Below are 18,175 nucleotides of genomic sequence, written 5' to 3'. Positions count from 1 at the left end.
AGGACAATTAGCCATTGGTACGTTTAACAGAGTAAACTTCTGGCACACTCTTAATCTTGTCCACAACCGTGGTTAGCGTCGAGAGGTTGGCAATGCCGAAAGACACATGGATATTAGCAAACTTCATATCCTTGGTTGGTTGGGCATTGACCGTTGAAATATTCTTGGTTGTGTTTGAAAGAACTTGCAGTACATCGTTCAACAGTCCTGTACGGTTGAGGCCGTAAATATCAATATGGGCCATATACTCCTTATTTGAGCTAGAGTACTGGTCTTCCCACTCCACATCAAGGAGACGTTGCTCGTAGTTTTCTTGGGCACGCAGATTCATACAGTCCACACGGTGAATAGCTACACCACGCCCCTTAGTGATATAGCCGACAATATCATCACCAGGCACGGGATTACAACACTTGGCAATCCGCACTAGGAGACCTGATGCGCCTTCAATGACCACACCACCCTCATGCTTGACCTTGAGGGTTTCTTTGTTTTCAACCTTGACTTCGCCACCTTTGACAAGCTCTTCTGCTTCCGCCTTGGCCTTGGCACGTTCTTCCTCACGACGTTCTTTTTCAGTCAGACGGTTAAAGACAGTAATAGCTCCAATTTCTCCAAAACCAATAGCCGCAAAGAGGGATTCTTCTGTCTTGTAGCTGGTCTTTTGTAGAACTTGGTCCATGTGGCGCTTGTCCATGAATTTATTGGCCACATAGCCATTTTCTTGGAACTGAGCCATCAGCATCTCACGGCCCTTGTTGACAGATAATTCCTTATCTTGGTTTTTAAAGAACTGACGAATCTTGTTACGCGCCTTGCTGGTCTTGACCATATTGAGCCAGTCACGGCTAGGTCCAAAGGAGTTCGGGTTGGTGACAATTTCAACCTGATCCCCTGTCTTGAGCTTGGTCGTCAGTGGAACCATACGGCCATTGACCTTAGCACCAGTTGCTTTTTCCCCAACTTTTGTATGGATTTCATAGGCAAAGTCAATCGGTCCTGAATCTTTTGGAAGTGAACGGACAGCTCCATCTGGGGTAAAGACATAAATCTCCTCAGCCAGGTAGTTTTCCTTAACTGAATCTACAAATTCCTTGGCATCATCAGCCTGATCTTGGAGTTCCATCATCTCCTTGATCCAGTTCATCCCAATAGCTGATTCCTTGCTGTTAACCTGCCCCTTGATGCCTTTCTTATAAGCCCAGTGAGCCGCAACCCCGTACTCAGCCACCTCGTGCATTTCTTTGGTCCGAATCTGGAATTCAATCGGCCCTTTTGGCCCATAAACAGTCGTATGGATAGACTGGTAACCATTGGCCTTGCGGTTAGCGATATAGTCTTTAAAGCGACCTGGCATCGGTTTCCAAAGCTCATGCACGTAACCAAGCATGGCATAGACATCACTTTGGGTATCTAAAATACAGCGAATAGCAATCAGGTCATAGATTTCCTCAAAACGTTTTCTCTTATCCTGCATTTTGCGGAAAATCGAGTAAATATGCTTGGGACGACCGTAAATCTTCCCATTTAGATGACGATCTGTCGTATATTCCTCTAATTTTGTGACTACCTCATCCACCAAGGCCTCACGCTCTCTGCGCTTTTCCTTCATCATATGGGTAATCTTGTAAAACTCCGTAGGATTGAGATAACGGAAAGACAGGTCTTCCAATTCCCATTTGACACTGGAAATCCCCAGACGGTGAGCAAGAGGTGCATATATTTCCATTGTTTCTTTGGAAATGCGCTCCTGCTTGTCTTTTCTAAGATGTTTCAGGGTTCGCATATTATGCAAGCGGTCAGACAGTTTGACCAAGATAACACGGATATCCTCAGACATGGCCATAAGCATCTTGCGATGATTTTCCGCTAATTGTTCCTCGTGAGACTTGTACTTAACTTTACCGAGCTTGGTAACTCCATCGACAATCACGCGCACATCAGGACCAAACTCCCTTTCCAAATCGTCCAAGGTCGCATCAGTATCCTCCACCACATCATGCAAGAAACCACAAGCAACCGTTACAGCATCCAGCTTGAGCTTAGCTAAAATACCTGCCACTTGGATAGGGTGAATGATATAAGGTTCACCTGATTTACGATATTGACCACTATGGCATTCAACGGCGTAAACCAAGGCCTTATGGACAAAAGCCACATCCTCTTCCGATAAATATTTCTGTGTTAAAGCGACAACTTCATCGCCTGTTAAATTCACTTCTTTTGGCATCTCTACTCTCCAATTCTTCCTACCATTTTATCACTTTTTTAAGAATATGAAAACTAGAAAAAGAGGATTCTGAAGCTATTCAATTTGTTGGGACAGATGATAGAATAAGATTCAAACTTAAAAAATAAAATTATCTGATTTTCATCTAACTTTTTTGAAATATAGGCTACTCTAAAAGTTAGTGAAATGAAAATCTTTTCTTCTGCTTAAATAAGAAAAGATTTGATATTTTGGTAATTTTCTAACTTTTTTAGTGTATAATGGTAATATGAACAGTTTTTTACGATAATTACTGAATTTTCATCTTTCTAGAAAGGCAAACAACATGAAATCACACAAAAGACTGACACTTTTAGCTTTAGCTTTTCTTGGACTAACAAACCAAGTCGTTTTGGCTAATGATACGAGTCATTCTACTACTGCCCCTATGACTAGTTCAACTAGTAGCTCAACAAATACTTCTACTAGCAATTCTCAAGCTAGTACAGAAACTTCGTCGAGCACAGCTAGTTCAAGTGAGCAAGAAAGCAAACCTTCTCTTTTCACAGAAACCAAACCCAATCAACCTATACAAACTGGCTGGGTAAAAGAGGGGAACAAGTGGACTTTTTATAGTCAAACTGGGGTTAAATTTACAGATACCCTCTATGATGGTTATTTCTTTGATAGTCATGGCTACTTGCTTGAAAACAGCTGGTACCAAATGGGCAATAATTGGTACTATATCAATGGTTCAGGTAAATATTTATCCAACCAATGGAGCCAAATCAATGGCAAGTGGTATGCTTTTGATGGCTATGGTAGAATGTTGGCCAATGTCTGGAAAGGCGATTACTACCTCAAATCCAGTGGTGCTATGGCAGATAGGGAATGGGTCTACGACCAAAGCTACTCTAGTTGGTTTTACCTCAAATCTGGCGGACGCTATGCCCAAAAACAATGGATTGGTTCCTACTACCTTAAATCTGGTGGCTACATGGCCCATAAGGAATGGATTTATGACCCAGACTATCAAGCTTGGTACTATCTTAAGGACGATGGTGTGTATGTTACAGGAACCTATGCTGTAGATGGTAAAAACCAGCTCTTCCAAGGAAATGGAAAATGGGTTCGTGAATTAGCACAAGGTTTTCAAAAAGGACAATACTCTAAAACCATCTTTCTCGATCCAGGACACGGTGGTAAGGATCGCGGGGCTTATTACTATGGCATAGCTGAAAAAGAATTGAACCTACAAGTTTATCGTAAGCTACGTAAACGACTAGAAGGACTCGGCTATACCGTTCTCACCTCTCGAGATAGTGATATAGACGTTGATTTTATTACCGAGCGTTCTCGTATGGTCAACAAGACCAATGCTGACTTTTTCATTAGCCTTCATTTCAATGCAAAAGGGAATGATACGACCGTTAATCTTGGTATCCAGACCTATTCTTACAAGGATGAACCTGGTTTCCCTAGCAAGATTAACAAAGATTGGCATAACAATCCTGAACGGATGAGTGAAAGTAATCGTCTCGCAGCCGATATCCATTCTTCACTGCTAGCTGAAACTGGAGCTAGAGATGCTGGGCTCTTGCAAGCAACCTTTGCTGTCCTCCGTGAAACAGCTAAACCAGCTGTTTTGCTAGAAATGGGATATATGGATAATCCAGAAGAAAACCAAAAAATCCGCAGCAGTGACTACCAAGATAAACTAGTTGAAGGGATTATCAAGGGAATCCAAAAATATTATGCTGGTAATTAAAACAGTTTAAGCCTCGAACTAACTCGAGGCTTATTTTTTATCCAAACCATCTTCTTCTTTCTAGACCTATTTCCTTTTCCAGCTTATTCTCCCCAACTGTGCTATACTTAATTTATACTCAATGAAAATCAAAGAGCAAACTAGGAAACTAGCCGCAGGTTGCTCAAAGCACCGCTTTGAGGTTGTAGATAAAGTTGACGCGGTTTGAAGAGATTTTCGAAGAGTATTAGTACATTCTTTGAGATTGGAGCCAATATGAAAATCCATAAAACCGTAAATCCTGTTGCCTATGAAAATACCTATTACCTAGAAGGAGAAAAGCACCTCATCGTTGTCGATCCTGGTAGCCATTGGGAAGCCATTCGTCAGACCATCGAGAAGATCAATAAACCGATCTGTGCTATTCTCTTGACCCACGCCCATTATGACCATATCATGAGTCTGGACTTGGTTCGCGAAACTTTTGGCAATCCTCCTGTCTATATCGCAGAGAGTGAAGCTAGCTGGCTCTATACTCCTGTCGATAATCTCTCTGGGCTTCCACGCCACGATGATATGGCAGATGTGGTCGCAAAACCTGCAGAACACACCTTTGTCTTTCATGAGGAATATCAATTAGAGGAATTTCGTTTTACTGTCTTGCCAACACCAGGGCACTCTATCGGTGGTGTTTCTATCGTCTTTCCTGATGCTCACCTAGTCTTGACAGGAGATGCTCTTTTCCGTGAAACCATCGGACGAACGGATCTTCCGACTGGTAGCATGGAGCAACTCCTTCATAGTATCCAGACCCAACTCTTCACCCTACCAAACTACGATGTTTATCCAGGACATGGTCCAGCTACGACTATTGCTCATGAAAAGACCTTCAATCCTTTTTTTTAGTAAGATGATGACAATCAATATCGCAATTTAAGTAAACTATCCAGCAAGTCTTTCTATTATAAAAGGCATCCAATCAAGTTTTCACACCTGATTGGATGCCTTTTTCTAATTACTTCCTTCTTTGCATTACTTACCAAATAATCACGCGCTCTTCTGGTGAACGCCACATACCGTCTCCTTCTTTGACATCATAGGTTGTAAAGAAATCATCGAAGTTTGGTACTTGTACATTGACACGGAGTTTGGCTGGCGCATGCACATCGACACTAGCTAAAAGTTTCATAAATTCTGGGCGACCTTTCATGCGCCAGATGCGACCGAAGTTGTAGAAGAAGTCTTCTGCTGAGAAGTCTGGTTCTCTCTTGGCTGCTTCAAGCGCTGCAGCGATTCCTCCCAAGTCAGCCACGTTTTCTGACACAGTCAATTTACCGTTGATGGTTGCTCCATAAGAATCCTGTCCATCAAACTGGTCAATGACTTTTTGTGTTTTCTCCTTGAAGGCAGCATAGTCACTCTCTGTCCACCAATCCTTGAGGCTACCATTTTCATCAAAGGAAGCTCCGTTGGTATCAAAGGCGTGAGAAATTTCATGGGCAATAACTGCCCCAATACCACCGTAGTTAGCAGAAGATGACTGATGCAAGTCATAGAAAGGTGCTTGTAAAATAGCCGCTGGAAAGACAATCAGGTTCTTCTGGGGATTATAGTAGGCATTGACCATATGAGCAGGCATACCCCATTCTTTGTAGTCTACAGGTTGGTTCCACTTGCTCCAACTGTGCTTGATTTCCACACGCGCAAAGGCTAGAGCATTATCAAAAAGACTAGCATTTTCATCCACTACCTTGTCCTTGTAGCGTTCTGGTAATTCTTCAGGGTAACCGATATAAGGCTTGATGACATTGAGTTTGACGATGGCCTTGTCACGAGTTTCAGGAGTCAGCCAGTCATTTTTAGCCAAGCGTTCCTTATAGACATCAATCATGGTTGCCACTTTTTTCTCTACGTCTGCCTTAGCTTCTGGAGAGAATTTTTCATGGGCATACCAGAGACCCAAGGCTTGTTTGAAAGGCCCTTGTGCTAGTTGATAAGCTGCCTTGACCTTGTCTTTGGCTTCTGGAACTCCTGAAAGAGCACGGCTATAGGCACCTGACAAGACACGAATTTCTTCTGTTAAATAACTGGTTGAGAGATTAACAACACTTAAAATTAAAGTTGCCTTAAGGAGAGGCCAGGCCTCTTCACTATAGAATTGATCTGCTGCTTGCCAGAAACGTTCCTCGTCCACGATAACCTTGTCTGGCACTTGTCCAAGAACGGCTTGGAAGAAGTCATCCAAAGGTAGGGCAGGTGCGAATTTCTTGAAATCTTCGTAAGCATATGGGTGGTAGAGTTTAGCATACTCTGAACTTTCTTCATTAGAAAGCACTACTGCCGCAATTCGGCGGTCCAATTCTAGTCTTTTCTCTAGCAAGTCTTCAATTTCTACATCAGAGAAATCATAAGCCTTGAGGAGATTTGCGCTGCTTTCTTTCCAAAGAGTCAAGAGCTCTTCACGCTGAGGATGGTCTTCTGCATAGTAGGTCGTATCTGGCAAAATCGTGCTTGGAGCGCTAGCCCACAAAACGTTGATTCTGGCATCCATAAAGTCTGGTGATACACCAAAAGGAAGGAAATTAGGTTTGCCAGCAAGCTCAAACTCTGCTAGTTTAGCTGTAAAATCTGCAAAAGTCTCCAATTCTTGGAACTCCTTAAGAAGAGGCAAAACAGGTGTGATACCGTCAGCTTCTCTCTTGTCAAAATCACGAACTAGGCGGTGGTATTTGACAAAGTTTACCAAAATAGCATCCTCAGGCACCTCTTCTCCTGCCAACCACTTGTCTGTTGTCGCCAGCATCAGGTCTTCAATTTCCTGGTCTAAATCAACAAAACCTCCAGTTTGAGACTTATCTGCTGGGATTTCAGCTGTTTTCTGCCATTCCCCATTGATTGCATCATAAAAATCGTCTTGATAACGTGTCATCTTGTTCTCGCTTTCATTTGTACTTGCTTTTAGCTTAACAAAAATTACTTGGGAATGCAATTAAAAATGAACTGATATTTTCTATTGTTTTTCAGTTATTATTTTAATTTTTTCAAAAATTAACTTGACTTAATTTTTTTTTTAATGTATATTAAGAGGCAGGAGGAATACAACTGTATGATACGTATCGAAAACCTCAGTGTCTCCTACAAAGAAACGTTGGCACTTAAGGATATTTCACTAGTGCTCCAAGGACCAACAATTACCGGTATCATTGGTCCAAACGGTGCTGGGAAATCAACATTATTAAAAGGGATGCTGGGAATTATCCCACATCAAGGTCAGGCATTTCTCGATGACAAGGAAGTTAAAAAATCCTTACATCGAATCGCTTATGTCGAACAAAAAATCAATATCGACTACAACTTTCCCATCAAGGTTAAGGAATGTGTCTCGCTAGGACTCTTTCCCTCTATCCCTCTCTTTCGCAGTTTAAATGCTAAACATTGGAAGAAAGTGCAAGAGGCCCTTGAAATCGTCGGTCTAGCTGACTACGCTGAACGTCAAATCAGTCAACTATCTGGAGGTCAGTTCCAGCGGGTCTTGATTGCCAGATGTTTGGTGCAGGAAGCTGACTATATCCTCTTGGATGAACCCTTTGTTGGGATTGACTCTGTCAGTGAGGAAATCATCATGAATACGCTGAGAGATCTGAAAAAAGCTGGGAAGACGGTTCTCATCGTCCACCACGACCTCAGCAAGGTTCCCCACTACTTCGATCAAGTCTTGCTTGTCAATCGAGAAGTGATTGCCTTTGGTCCAACCAAAGAAACCTTTACCGAAGCCAATCTTAAAGAAGCTTACGGTAATCGACTCTTTTTCAGTGGAGGTGACCTATGATTGCAGAATTTATCGATGGATTACAAAAATTCCATTTCCTACAAAATGCCTTGATAACAGCCATTGTCATCGGGGTCGTAGCTGGAGCTGTGGGATGTTTCATCATCCTACGCGGGATGTCACTCATGGGAGATGCCATTTCACATGCTGTCTTGCCAGGTGTAGCCCTCTCCTTTATCTTGGGCCTTGACTTCTTTATCGGAGCCATTGTCTTTGGACTACTAGCTGCTATCATCATTACCTACATCAAGGGAAACTCGATTATCAAAAGCGATACCGCCATCGGCATTACCTTTTCTTCTTTCTTAGCCCTCGGTATCATCTTGATTAGTGTCGCTAAAAGTTCAACTGACCTTTTCCATATCCTTTTTGGTAATATCTTGGCCGTCCAAGATACGGATATGTTTATTACTATGGGTGTAGGAGCAGCCATTCTCTTGTTAATCTGGATTTTCTTCAAGCAACTCTTGATAACTTCCTTTGATGAACTCTTGGCTAAAGCCATGGGAATGCCTGTCAATTTCTATCACTACCTTCTCATGGTACTTCTAACTCTCGTGTCTGTGACAGCCATGCAAAGTGTCGGAACTATCCTGATTGTAGCCATGCTGATCACCCCAGCTGCAACTGCTTATCTGTATGCTAATAGCCTAAAAAGCATGATTTTCCTTTCCTCAACCTTTGGAGCCACAGCTTCAGTTTTGGGGCTCTTTATCGGCTATAGCTTTAACGTTGCGGCAGGTTCTAGTATCGTGCTCACAGCCGCTAGTTTCTTTCTCATTAGCTTCTTTATCGCTCCAAAACAACGATATTTGAAACTGAAAAATAAACATTTGTTAAAATAAGGGGCAAAACCCCAATAAATTGGAGGATCTAATGAAAAAATTAGGTACATTACTCGTTCTCTTTATTTCCGTCATTGCTCTTGTAGCATGTGCTAGCGGAAAAAAAGATGCAGCTTCTGGTCAAAAACTAAAAGTTGTTGCTACAAACTCAATCATCGCTGATATTACTAAAAATATTGCAGGTGACAAGATTGATCTTCACAGTATCGTTCCTGTTGGTCAAGACCCACACGAATACGAACCACTTCCTGAAGATGTTAAGAAAACTTCTGAGGCTGACCTCATTTTCTATAACGGTATCAACCTTGAAACAGGTGGCAATGCCTGGTTTAGCAAATTGGTAGAAAATGCCAAGAAGACTGAAAACAAAGACTACTTTGCAGTCAGCGAAGGCGTTGATGTTATCTACCTTGAAGGTCAAAACGAAAAAGGCAAAGAAGACCCACACGCTTGGCTTAACCTTGAAAACGGTATGATTTTTGCTAAAAATATCGCAAAACAATTGAGCGCCAAAGACCCTAGCAATAAGGAATTCTACGAAAAAAATCTCAAAGAATATACTGAAAAACTAGACAAGCTTGATAAGGAAGCTAAGGAGAAATTTAACAACATCCCTTCTGAGAAAAAACTTATCGTAACCAGCGAAGGATGCTTCAAATACTTCTCTAAAGCCTATGGTGTCCCAAGTGCCTACATCTGGGAAATCAACACTGAAGAAGAAGGAACACCTGACCAAATCAAGACCTTGGTTGAAAAACTTCGCCAAACAAAAACTCCTTCACTCTTTGTAGAATCAAGCGTGGATGACCGTCCAATGAAAACTGTTTCTCAAGACACAAACATCCCAATCTACGCACAAATCTTTACTGACTCTATCGCAGAACAAGGTAAAGAAGGCGACAGCTACTACAACATGATGAAATACAACCTTGATAAGATTGCTGAAGGATTGGCAAAATAATACTCTTCGAAAATCAAATTCAAACCACGTCAGCGTCGCCTTGCCGTACTCAAGTACAGCCTGTGGCTAGCTTCCTAGTTTGCTCTTTGATTTTCATTGAGTATAAGCCTCTGAAAAACGTCATTCTTTTCCGAATTGACGTTTTTTCTATGCTCATATTTCCGGTCAAATCATTGGAAAATTCCGACTGTTTCAGCTAAAATGGAAGAAAAAAGATTGGAGTATCTTATGGTAACTTTCCTCGGAAATCCTGTTAGCTTTACAGGTAAACAACTACAAGTCGGTGACAAGGCACTTGATTTTTCTCTCACTACAACTGATCTTTCTAAAAAATCTCTATCTGATTTTGATGGGAAGAAAAAAGTTTTGAGTGTCGTGCCTTCTATCGATACAGGTATCTGCTCAACTCAAACCCGTCGTTTTAATGAAGAACTGGCTGGACTGGATAATACGGTTGTCTTGACTGTTTCAATGGACCTACCATTTGCCCAAAAACGTTGGTGTGGTGCTGAAGGTATTGAAAATGCCATCATGCTCTCGGACTATTTCGACCAGTCCTTTGGACGTGATTATGCCCTCTTAATCAATGAGTGGCACCTATTGGCACGCGCAGTCTTTGTCCTCGATACTGACAATACTATTCGCTACGTTGAATACGTGGACAATATCAATTCTGAACCAAACTTCGAAGCCGCAATTGCAGCTGCTAAAGCCCTATAGAAAAAATCCTCTGTCACAAAGATTTCCCTTCTCTTTGAAACGGAGGATTTTTGTTTACGAGTAAATATAAGTTCAAGCTGCTAAAAACAACTACCTTACTCTACAGATTTCAAGGCTTCTAACATATCAACTTTTCTCAGATGACGATTGACAAAGAAACCAAGCAGGGTCAAAATAGTGCTTACTGCTACCACTGGGATTACGTAGACCTCCCAACCTACCTGCGGATAAAAGAGAATAGTCGCAGGCGAAATCATTTGAATCAAAAATTGGTGTAAATAGAAACCTGATACCAAACCAAGTACGATTCCCACAAGGGACAGCACAATCGTCTCACGGTAAATGTAGAGAGTGACTTCATTATTATGAAAACCGAGAACCTTGATAGTGGAGAGTTCACGGATTCTTTCAGCCACGTTGATATTGGTCAAATTATAGAGGATAACAATAGCCAACAGAACCGATACAATGACCAAGATGGTCATGGTCTGATTGAGTGAACTTGCGACCGAGTCAAAGAGTCGAATGGCTGAAGCATTCTGGACGACGCTAGACACCGCAGCTTGATTCATAAGCAAGCCTGCCTGCCTTTCGATACTAGTCGCACTAGAATCCTTTAGCCTAACCAGATAAGTGTTGGCTTGGGGCAGCTGCCCGTAAATTTGCTCATAGCTAGCCTGACTCATATAAATAAAGTGACCAACATAGTTCTCAGCAATGGCAGCAACCTTTAGCTCCTTACCTTCAATTTCCAAAGTCTGCCCAACCTTGACATCTGCCAGCTGGGCAAGTTTAGCTGTAATAACGACGCCATCTTTTAATGTCAGCTCCTGCTGATGATTTTGCAGATGGATAAAGGGTGTCAAATCCTCCTTCTCTGTCATCATAAGAGTTATGGTCTGAAGGCCAGCCTTGCCTTTGAAATCCTTGTCTAGCGTCTTAGAATAAATTTTCTGGTAGGCTTGAATAGCCTGACCTTTCAACACTTCTTCTAGATTTACCTTATCCTGATTGGTCGCACTAGGATTTACAGAAATAATCATTTGATACTGTTGGATTTGTTGAAACTGTCTAGACGGAACTCCTGCTACAGAGGATTGGATTCCCAAACCTGCAAAAAGCAGAGCGACTGAACCCGCCACACCAAAGATCGTCATCAACATCCGCTGTTTATAACGGAAGATATTACGGGCTGTTACTTTATGGGTAAAACTGAGACGACGCCAGATAAAACCGATGCGCTCTAGTAAGATTTCAGCTCCTTTAACAGGAGGTTTAGGCAATAAAAGCTGGGCTGCTTCGTCATGAAGTTCCCTACGAGCTACCAAGTAGGCTGGTAGCACACTCGCCAACCAACTCAAGACAAGAGCCAGTAAGCTATAGGTCCAATAGAACTGAATCTGGGTTTCTCCCACCACCATGCCTTTTGTAATGACACTTGAAATCACACCTGCTAGTAAATAATGTCCAAGTATGCTACCTAGAGCTGTTCCTACAGTCCCAGCTACTAGACCGTAGAGGAGAAACTTGACGATAATATCCTTACTACGATAGCCCAAGGCCTTAAAAATCCCTGCATGAGTTCGCTCTTCATCCACAAAACGAGTCATGGTTGTAAAGGTCACCATAGCTGCTACGGCATAAAGCACTACAGGAAAGATATTGCCCACTGCCCGAATACTGGCTGAAGCATTGCTGTACATGAGGTAGCCCTGACCGCCAGGCATGGTCTGACGATTATAGACTTGATACTTGGGCTCAGCCAAATCATCCAATACTTGCTGATGTTTTTCTAATTTTTCCTTTTCTTGAGCTAGATTCTGTTTAGCTTGCTTTAGTTTGTCCTCTTCCTTGCTCAATTCCTGCTTAGCTTGGGTAAGTTGAGAACTAGCTTGCTCTCTCTGGGCTTGAGGAAGCAAGGCTAGTTGACTTTCCTGAGCCTGTAAACGAGCTTGAGCAACTGCTAAACGACGCTTGCCTTCCTGCAAATTAGTCTCAGCCTTATCAAGGGTTTCTTTGCCTTTGTCTAGAGACTCTTGTCCTTCTTTTTTCAACACTTGCAGACGTGCCTTGCCATTATCTGACAAAGCTTGTTCTAGGTCTTCCTGATGCTGTTTGGATTTTTCTTCATAAGTTGCTGAAAAAGCATTTAAACCTGACAAATCTTGATATTTTAAACGAGCTATATTGTAGACTTTCTGATCAAACTGACTAAGTAAAATCACCCCATAGGCTGTCAGAGTCCCACTTCCGCTTCCTGCGTAGCCCATATCTCGCTGGGAGAGGATTTCAGCTGAATCCACAAAACCAGTAATGGTATAAGTATGGTCTTTTAAAGAGGAATGACCCTCTTCTTTTTCTTTAAAACTAATCTCCTGTCCCACGCTGTATTTGCCTTGCAAATGAGTGGCCAAAGCGATTTCCTTGTCGGACTGAGGAAGTCGTCCCTCTCTTAGCTGAAAGGTTGAAATTCTCTCTGGTTTGGAGTACAGCCGAATGGCATTCTGCCCATTCTCCATAGTCACATCTGTCAAATAGCCAAACTCAACCTCTGCGCCCTGGGTCTGTTCTAGTTCTTCTTGATCTGCTTGATCCAAACCATAGTTAGACATGACTGCCAAATCCAAGGTTTGAGTAGTTGTTAAATAAGCATTAGCTGTCGCCTCCATGTTGGGGCTAGTCACTTTGAGGCCTACTAGGGCTAGAGACCCTAACATCATCAAGGTTAAGATGGATAAAAAACGCCCCTTGGAGGCTGTGAAGGACTGAATTAAGTCTTTCCAATAGGTTTTTCGCTTGATCATGCTAGTACTCCAAACTGTCGATATCCTGAGGATGCTGGTTGATCACCACATCCTTGACACTGGCATCGTGCATATGAATCACGCGATCAGCAATGGGAGCCAAAGCTCCATTATGAGTCACGATAATCACCGTCGCTCCCTTTTGACGAGACATATCTTGGAGAATCTTCAAGACTTGCTTACCTGTCTGATAATCCAAGGCACCTGTCGGTTCGTCACAAAGGAGAATTTTAGGATTTTTGGCTACCGCGCGTGCAATGGAGACTCGCTGTTGCTCCCCTCCAGAAAGCTGGGCTGGAAAGTTATTGAGACGATGAGCCAGACCTACATCTGTCAAGACCTGTTCAGGATTCAAGGCATCTGTCACGATTTCTGAAGCCAACTCCACATTTTCCTTAGCGGTTAGATTGGAAACTAGATTATAAAACTGAAAAACAAAACCAACATCATTTCTACGATAATTGGTCCTCTGATGGGAACTATAATCTGCAATATTGGCACCATCAATCCAGATTTCCCCTTCATCATTAGTATCCATGCCTCCAAGAAGGTTAAGAACTGTTGACTTACCAGCACCTGACGCACCAAGGATAATCACCAGCTCCCCTTTTTCAATTTCAAAATTCACATCACGATTGGCCACAATCTCCGTGTCCCCAATCTGATAACGCTTGTAACAGTGTTTCATTTCAATATAAGCCATCAGACCCACCCTCTCTCAAACAAATTACTTCATATTACCATTATAACGCTTTTTCAACTAGTTGGAAACTGCTTACATTCTCAAATCTTTATCAAAAGGCAGTCTCAAACTACTGCCTTCTATCACCTTCTTAAAAATAAAATTGAACAAGATCACCTTCTGCTGTCGCCACTGAAATACAATCTTTCCCCATGCATTTCGCTTTTATTTTTTCTTTATTCACTTCAACCACACTTTTTTCAATACATGGATAAGAGACTCGCAAATTTCCTCCGATTCTTGATAAAATGCTCAACTGTAAAAGTTTTTTATCCTCCCAGCTCATACTAACTTCAAAATGTCCACGTGCCATTAAGCCTGAAACGGAACCTGTTGACCATGCATCGGGTAGGGCGGCTAGAGGTACCAGATAAGCTGCATGAGACTGGAGTAACATTTCTGCCATGCCACTGCTAGCACCAAAATTACCATCTATCTGAAAAGGAGGATGGCTACACCAAAGATTTGGCAAGGTGGATGACTTTAACTGCTCTGCTAATAATTTATGGGCTCGATTGCCATCTCCTAGACGCGCCCAAAGATTGATCTTATTAGCCTTGGACCAGCCTGTGCCGTCATCTCCACGATCATTGAGGCTAGCACGTGCCGCATCAAGATAGTCTTGCCCCTTATGACTAAAGAGAGTTCCAGGATAGAGTCCCACTAGATGGGAAGCGTGACGATGTTGGGCCTCCACTTTCTCATTTTGAAAATGCTGCTCTTCCTCCTCATACCACTCCCTGATTCGACCAGATTGAGTGATTTGCAGAGGATTTAGTAAATCAAATTTTTCTTTGACTTCAGTCAACAAATCCGCATCCAGCCCTAATTCTTGAGTAGCCTGAATAAAATCATGGAATAATTGCCAAATCAAAGATTGGTCATAGGTATTGCCAATCGAAATCGGACCATGTTCTGGTGAGTAAGACGGAGAAGACACCCAACGCTGGGCCTCCTGATCCTTATGTAAAAAGGCATTCCAAAAACGAACCGTTTCCCTCAACATGGGATAAATTTTCTCCCTGAGATAGTCTTGGTCCCTGTAAAATGAGTAGGCCTCATAAACCGTTTGCATCATCCACGCATTGGCAGCTGGCGACCAGCCCCAATAGTAATCCCAACCAGGTGCCGTCCAGCCAAAGGGAGTCGCTTGCGTATGAACCAGCCAACCATTCTCCTCACCTTTCTGAGAGACGATTCCTGCATACCTTACAGCCGCTAGGCGACCATAGACACGCAAATCATCGATATAGTTGATGACCGGAAAGGCCGTTTCTAAGAGGTTAGTCACATAGGCTGGCCAATAATTCATCTGCAAGTTGATATTCAGGTGATAGTCCGAATTCCAAGAAGGATTGTCGACCGCATTCCAGACTCCCTGTAGGTTAGCTGGTAGAGCATCTGGGCAATCTCTGGAAGAACTAATCAATAAATACCGTCCATACTGGAAGAACAGCTCCTCCAAAGCCTGCCCTTCTTGTGGCTTATAATTTCTTAACAAATCATCTGTAGTAGAGGCGTCAACCTCAGCTCCAAAATCCAATTGAACACGCTGGAATAAAGCTTGGTAGTCCTGAATATGCCTGGATTTCAATTGGTCATAGCCCTTTTCTCTAGCTGTCTCCACCAAGTCCTTTACTTGCTGCTCTAAATCTATTTTCTTGCGATAATTGCTAGCAGGATTTTGGGCAAAATCCGTCTTAGCAGCTAAGAAAAGGTTGGCATAACTAGCTCCTGATATCTGAACCTTATCCGACCAGACTCTAATATCACCATCCGTTTGCCAAGCGAGACAGCCAGCAAACTGAAGATCATTATCCTGAACCCGTCCCCTCATCAAGATATGAGAATCAGTGATATCCAGCTGGCATTCCTTGTAATCAGATTTTTTCTGCTCATACTTTCCATCAGAAGCCAAATCATTTGTCAAGGTCAGTTCTATAGTAAAATCTAGAGTTTCCGCCCCTTCCTTAGTAAAATGCTGAATCAAGAGATCATCTGGAAAACTCGCAAAGGCTTCTCGTTTAAACATAGTCCCTTTATGTACATAAGAAGTCGTCGCAAGTGCCTTACTGATATTCAGCTGTCTCTGGTAATCCGTCACCTGAGACAAAGTCTTACCTTGCCGGCTGAACTCAATGAAAATATCTCCAAAGGACAGATAGGTCCCATATTGACTCGTTTGGGGCCCGATCAGGTGCTGTTCAGCCAATTCCTTAGCTGTATTGTAATCCCTCTTTTCCAAAGCCTGCCGAATTTCAGCTAAAAAACCATACTGGTCCTGAAGATTTCCACCCTGATAATCTGAACTATCAGGAAGTGGACCACCAGACCAGAGACTTTTCTCATTAAATTGAATCCGCTCAGCCCCTATAAGCCCAAAAACTTTAGCCCCTAAAGAACCATTGCCTATCGGTAAGGCCTCTTCTTCCCAACCCTTGTAAGTGCTTGAAGCTGGTTGCTTGTAGATCAGTACATAATCTTGTTTTTTATTCCTTATCATACTACCATACTAACATAAAAAGCCTAGAAATCAATTCTAGACTTACAATTTTTTATTTTCCAAGGTAATATTCAGAAACTACATTCAATTTTTCGTCGAATTCGAATACCAATGGTGGGAAGTTAGGGATTTCCACGTCCATGATTTCGTCATCTGACAAACCTTTGATGTGTTTTACAAGGGCACGGATTGAGTTACCGTGAGCTCCTACGAATACGTTTTTACCATCTTTAAGAGCTGGAGCGATTTTATCTTCCCAGAATGGAAGGGCACGTTCCAAAGTCACTTTCAAGTTTTCAGCATCTGGAATAACTGAGTCGTCAAGTGAAGCGTAACGACGGTCTGTGTGAGCTGAGTGCTCATCATCACGGTCCATGTTTGGAGGCAATACATCGTATGAACGACGCCAGATGTGAACTTGCTCATCACCAAATTGTTCAGCAGCTTCAGCTTTGTTTTTACCAGTCAAACCACCGTAGTGACGTTCGTTCAAACGCCATGATTTTTCAACTGGAACCCACAATTGATCAGAAGCTTCAAGAGCCAAGTTAGTTGTTTTAATCGCACGTTTCAATACTGAAGTGTAAGCTTGGTCAAATTCGATACCAGCTTCTTTGATCAATTTACCAGCGTCAATCGCTTGTTGTGTACCTTTTTCAGACAAATCAACATCAGCCCAACCAGTGAAAAGGTTAGCTTTGTTCCATTCAGACTCACCGTGGCGAGCAAAAACCAATTTTACCATTAGATGGATTCTCCTTTAAATTTTCCGAGGTTCCCCTCGTTTATCTATTCTATTTTACACAATTTTTCACAAAAAAGCTAGTCAAAACCAAAAAGGAAAGGACTGTTTGGCAGTTGAATTGCTTTGAACAAATATCAGTAAATATGTAGAAAGAAATTTCCATTTCACTCTTGCTAGTCTCCTTACTTTTTGTTAGAATGATGTCAAAAAATAAAGAAGGTTAACATTATGCCACAACATCTCTTTAAAGAATTGGCTCAACTAGAGCAAGTAGAGGCACTAGCTCTAGGAGGATCACGGGCTGGACAAGATTTTGACAAAGACTCTGACTATGATGTATATGTCTACCTCAGTGCTCCCCTCTCTCCAGACATCCGAAAAGAAATTCTCAGTAAATACTGCTCCTATATGGAAATCGGTAATCAATTTTGGGAATTGGAAGACGATTGTGTTCTCAATAATGGTATCGAAATCGAGCTGATTTACCGCTCTCTAGACGAATTTGACAAAGATTTACAAGCCGTAGTTTTAGAGCACCAAGCCCAGAATTCTTACACTACTTGTATGTGGTACAATCTACTCAACAGCAAGATTCTCTACGATCGAGATGGTCACTATGCTGCCCTCCAGAAAAAGTACAATCTTCCTTATCCAGCTGAGCTGAAAAAGAATATCATCAACAAGCAATTCCTGCTTCTCGACCAAGCTATGCCAGCTTTTTCAAGACAAATCAAAAAAGCTCTCAAACGCCAAGACTTACTCAGTATCAATCACCGCAGTAGCGAGTTTTTCGCTTCTTATTTCGATTTGCTCTTTGCCTTCAATGAGCAACTCCATCCAGGAGAAAAACGCATGCTCCAGTTCGCAAAAAACAATTGCTCTCATCTACCTCAAAATTTTGAGAACGATATCCAAGACTACTTTCAAAATCTCTACCAACTAGCTAACCAACAGAAAACAATCCTAACTTTGGAGCATCTCCTATCAAATCTTAAACACTTGATTGATGAATCCCTTTAGAATGCCAACAAATAAAAGCTCATGAAATCTACTTTTCAGATGATTCATGA

General features: G+C 42.1%; 13 protein-coding genes. 7 read left to right on the top strand and 6 right to left on the bottom strand.

The window, feature by feature from the left end; genetic code table 11:
• Window positions 1–7 precede the first annotated feature (7 nt).
• A complete protein-coding gene (locus O3599_RS03380) occupies window positions 8–2,230 on the bottom strand; it encodes a bifunctional (p)ppGpp synthetase/guanosine-3',5'-bis(diphosphate) 3'-pyrophosphohydrolase (RefSeq protein ID WP_371511996.1) in 2,223 nt (740 codons plus the stop codon).
• 325 nt (window positions 2,231–2,555) lie between these two features.
• On the opposite strand from O3599_RS03380, the gene O3599_RS03375 reads away from it, so the two are divergent.
• Both O3599_RS03375 and O3599_RS03370 read left to right on the top strand, forming a co-directional pair.
• Entirely contained in the window at window positions 2,556–3,977 is a 1,422-nt protein-coding gene (locus O3599_RS03375; protein WP_261048762.1) for an N-acetylmuramoyl-L-alanine amidase, read from the top strand.
• 255 nt (window positions 3,978–4,232) lie between these two features.
• On the top strand, window positions 4,233–4,862 hold the full coding sequence (locus O3599_RS03370) for an MBL fold metallo-hydrolase (protein ID WP_261048763.1): 630 nt from the start codon (window positions 4,233–4,235) through the stop codon (window positions 4,860–4,862).
• Between the two features lie 130 nt (window positions 4,863–4,992).
• On the opposite strand, the gene pepO is transcribed toward O3599_RS03370, so the two are convergent.
• A complete protein-coding gene (pepO, locus tag O3599_RS03365) occupies window positions 4,993–6,885 on the bottom strand; it encodes an endopeptidase PepO (protein ID WP_371511993.1) in 1,893 nt (630 codons plus the stop codon).
• 177 nt (window positions 6,886–7,062) lie between these two features.
• Here pepO and O3599_RS03360 point away from each other — a divergent pair, with 177 nt between their 5' ends.
• The 4 genes from O3599_RS03360 (at window position 7,063) to tpx (ending at window position 10,311) form a co-directional block, all read left to right on the top strand.
• Complete coding sequence (locus O3599_RS03360; RefSeq protein WP_000619165.1) at window positions 7,063–7,785, top strand: metal ABC transporter ATP-binding protein; 723 nt, start codon at window positions 7,063–7,065, stop codon at window positions 7,783–7,785.
• Window positions 7,782–8,630, top strand: coding sequence for a metal ABC transporter permease (locus O3599_RS03355; RefSeq protein WP_000559776.1), 849 nt, complete (start codon window positions 7,782–7,784; stop codon window positions 8,628–8,630). Before O3599_RS03360 ends, O3599_RS03355 begins: the two co-directional genes overlap by 4 nt.
• A 31-nt stretch (window positions 8,631–8,661) precedes the next feature.
• Complete coding sequence (locus O3599_RS03350) at window positions 8,662–9,591, top strand: metal ABC transporter substrate-binding lipoprotein (protein WP_371511991.1); 930 nt, start codon at window positions 8,662–8,664, stop codon at window positions 9,589–9,591.
• A gap of 228 nt (window positions 9,592–9,819) precedes the next feature.
• Window positions 9,820–10,311, top strand: coding sequence for a thiol peroxidase (gene tpx, locus O3599_RS03345; RefSeq protein WP_371511989.1), 492 nt, complete (start codon window positions 9,820–9,822; stop codon window positions 10,309–10,311).
• A gap of 95 nt (window positions 10,312–10,406) precedes the next feature.
• Here the strand turns inward: tpx and O3599_RS03340 are convergent, their stop codons facing one another.
• The 4 genes from O3599_RS03340 to O3599_RS03325 form a co-directional block, all read right to left on the bottom strand.
• Complete coding sequence (locus O3599_RS03340) at window positions 10,407–13,115, bottom strand: FtsX-like permease family protein (RefSeq protein ID WP_371511987.1); 2,709 nt, start codon at window positions 13,113–13,115, stop codon at window positions 10,407–10,409.
• A gap of 1 nt (window position 13,116) precedes the next feature.
• The gene (locus tag O3599_RS03335; RefSeq protein WP_371511985.1) at window positions 13,117–13,818 is read right to left on the bottom strand and encodes an ABC transporter ATP-binding protein; all 702 of its coding nucleotides are present in this window, start codon (window positions 13,816–13,818) and stop codon (window positions 13,117–13,119) included.
• Window positions 13,819–13,948: 130 nt separating this feature from the next.
• Window positions 13,949–16,360, bottom strand: a complete 2,412-nt coding sequence (locus tag O3599_RS03330; RefSeq protein WP_371511983.1) for a glycoside hydrolase N-terminal domain-containing protein — start codon at window positions 16,358–16,360, stop codon at window positions 13,949–13,951.
• 52 nt (window positions 16,361–16,412) lie between these two features.
• Window positions 16,413–17,105, bottom strand: coding sequence for a phosphoglycerate mutase (locus tag O3599_RS03325; RefSeq protein ID WP_000240129.1), 693 nt, complete (start codon window positions 17,103–17,105; stop codon window positions 16,413–16,415).
• Between the two features lie 228 nt (window positions 17,106–17,333).
• On the opposite strand from O3599_RS03325, the gene O3599_RS03320 reads away from it, so the two are divergent.
• The gene (locus tag O3599_RS03320; protein ID WP_371511981.1) at window positions 17,334–18,125 is read left to right on the top strand and encodes a DUF4037 domain-containing protein; all 792 of its coding nucleotides are present in this window, start codon (window positions 17,334–17,336) and stop codon (window positions 18,123–18,125) included.
• Window positions 18,126–18,175: the final 50 nt, after the last annotated feature.

The sequence above is a fragment of the Streptococcus sp. 27098_8_103 genome (assembly GCF_041432345.1).
Classification (GTDB): Bacteria; Bacillota; Bacilli; order Lactobacillales; family Streptococcaceae; genus Streptococcus; species Streptococcus mitis_BV.
This window is presented reverse-complemented; position numbering and strand designations above follow the sequence as displayed.

Coding starts and splice junctions, on each gene's coding strand:
- O3599_RS03380 (WP_371511996.1), bottom strand. CDS start 2,230: ATGCCAAAAGAAGTGAATTTAACAGGCGATGAAGTTGTCGCTTTAACA.
- O3599_RS03375 (WP_261048762.1), top strand. CDS start 2,556: ATGAAATCACACAAAAGACTGACACTTTTAGCTTTAGCTTTTCTTGGA.
- O3599_RS03370 (WP_261048763.1), top strand. CDS start 4,233: ATGAAAATCCATAAAACCGTAAATCCTGTTGCCTATGAAAATACCTAT.
- pepO (WP_371511993.1), bottom strand. CDS start 6,885: ATGACACGTTATCAAGACGATTTTTATGATGCAATCAATGGGGAATGG.
- O3599_RS03360 (WP_000619165.1), top strand. CDS start 7,063: ATGATACGTATCGAAAACCTCAGTGTCTCCTACAAAGAAACGTTGGCA.
- O3599_RS03355 (WP_000559776.1), top strand. CDS start 7,782: ATGATTGCAGAATTTATCGATGGATTACAAAAATTCCATTTCCTACAA.
- O3599_RS03350 (WP_371511991.1), top strand. CDS start 8,662: ATGAAAAAATTAGGTACATTACTCGTTCTCTTTATTTCCGTCATTGCT.
- tpx (WP_371511989.1), top strand. CDS start 9,820: ATGGTAACTTTCCTCGGAAATCCTGTTAGCTTTACAGGTAAACAACTA.
- O3599_RS03340 (WP_371511987.1), bottom strand. CDS start 13,115: ATGATCAAGCGAAAAACCTATTGGAAAGACTTAATTCAGTCCTTCACA.
- O3599_RS03335 (WP_371511985.1), bottom strand. CDS start 13,818: ATGGCTTATATTGAAATGAAACACTGTTACAAGCGTTATCAGATTGGG.
- O3599_RS03330 (WP_371511983.1), bottom strand. CDS start 16,360: ATGATAAGGAATAAAAAACAAGATTATGTACTGATCTACAAGCAACCA.
- O3599_RS03325 (WP_000240129.1), bottom strand. CDS start 17,105: ATGGTAAAATTGGTTTTTGCTCGCCACGGTGAGTCTGAATGGAACAAA.
- O3599_RS03320 (WP_371511981.1), top strand. CDS start 17,334: ATGCCACAACATCTCTTTAAAGAATTGGCTCAACTAGAGCAAGTAGAG.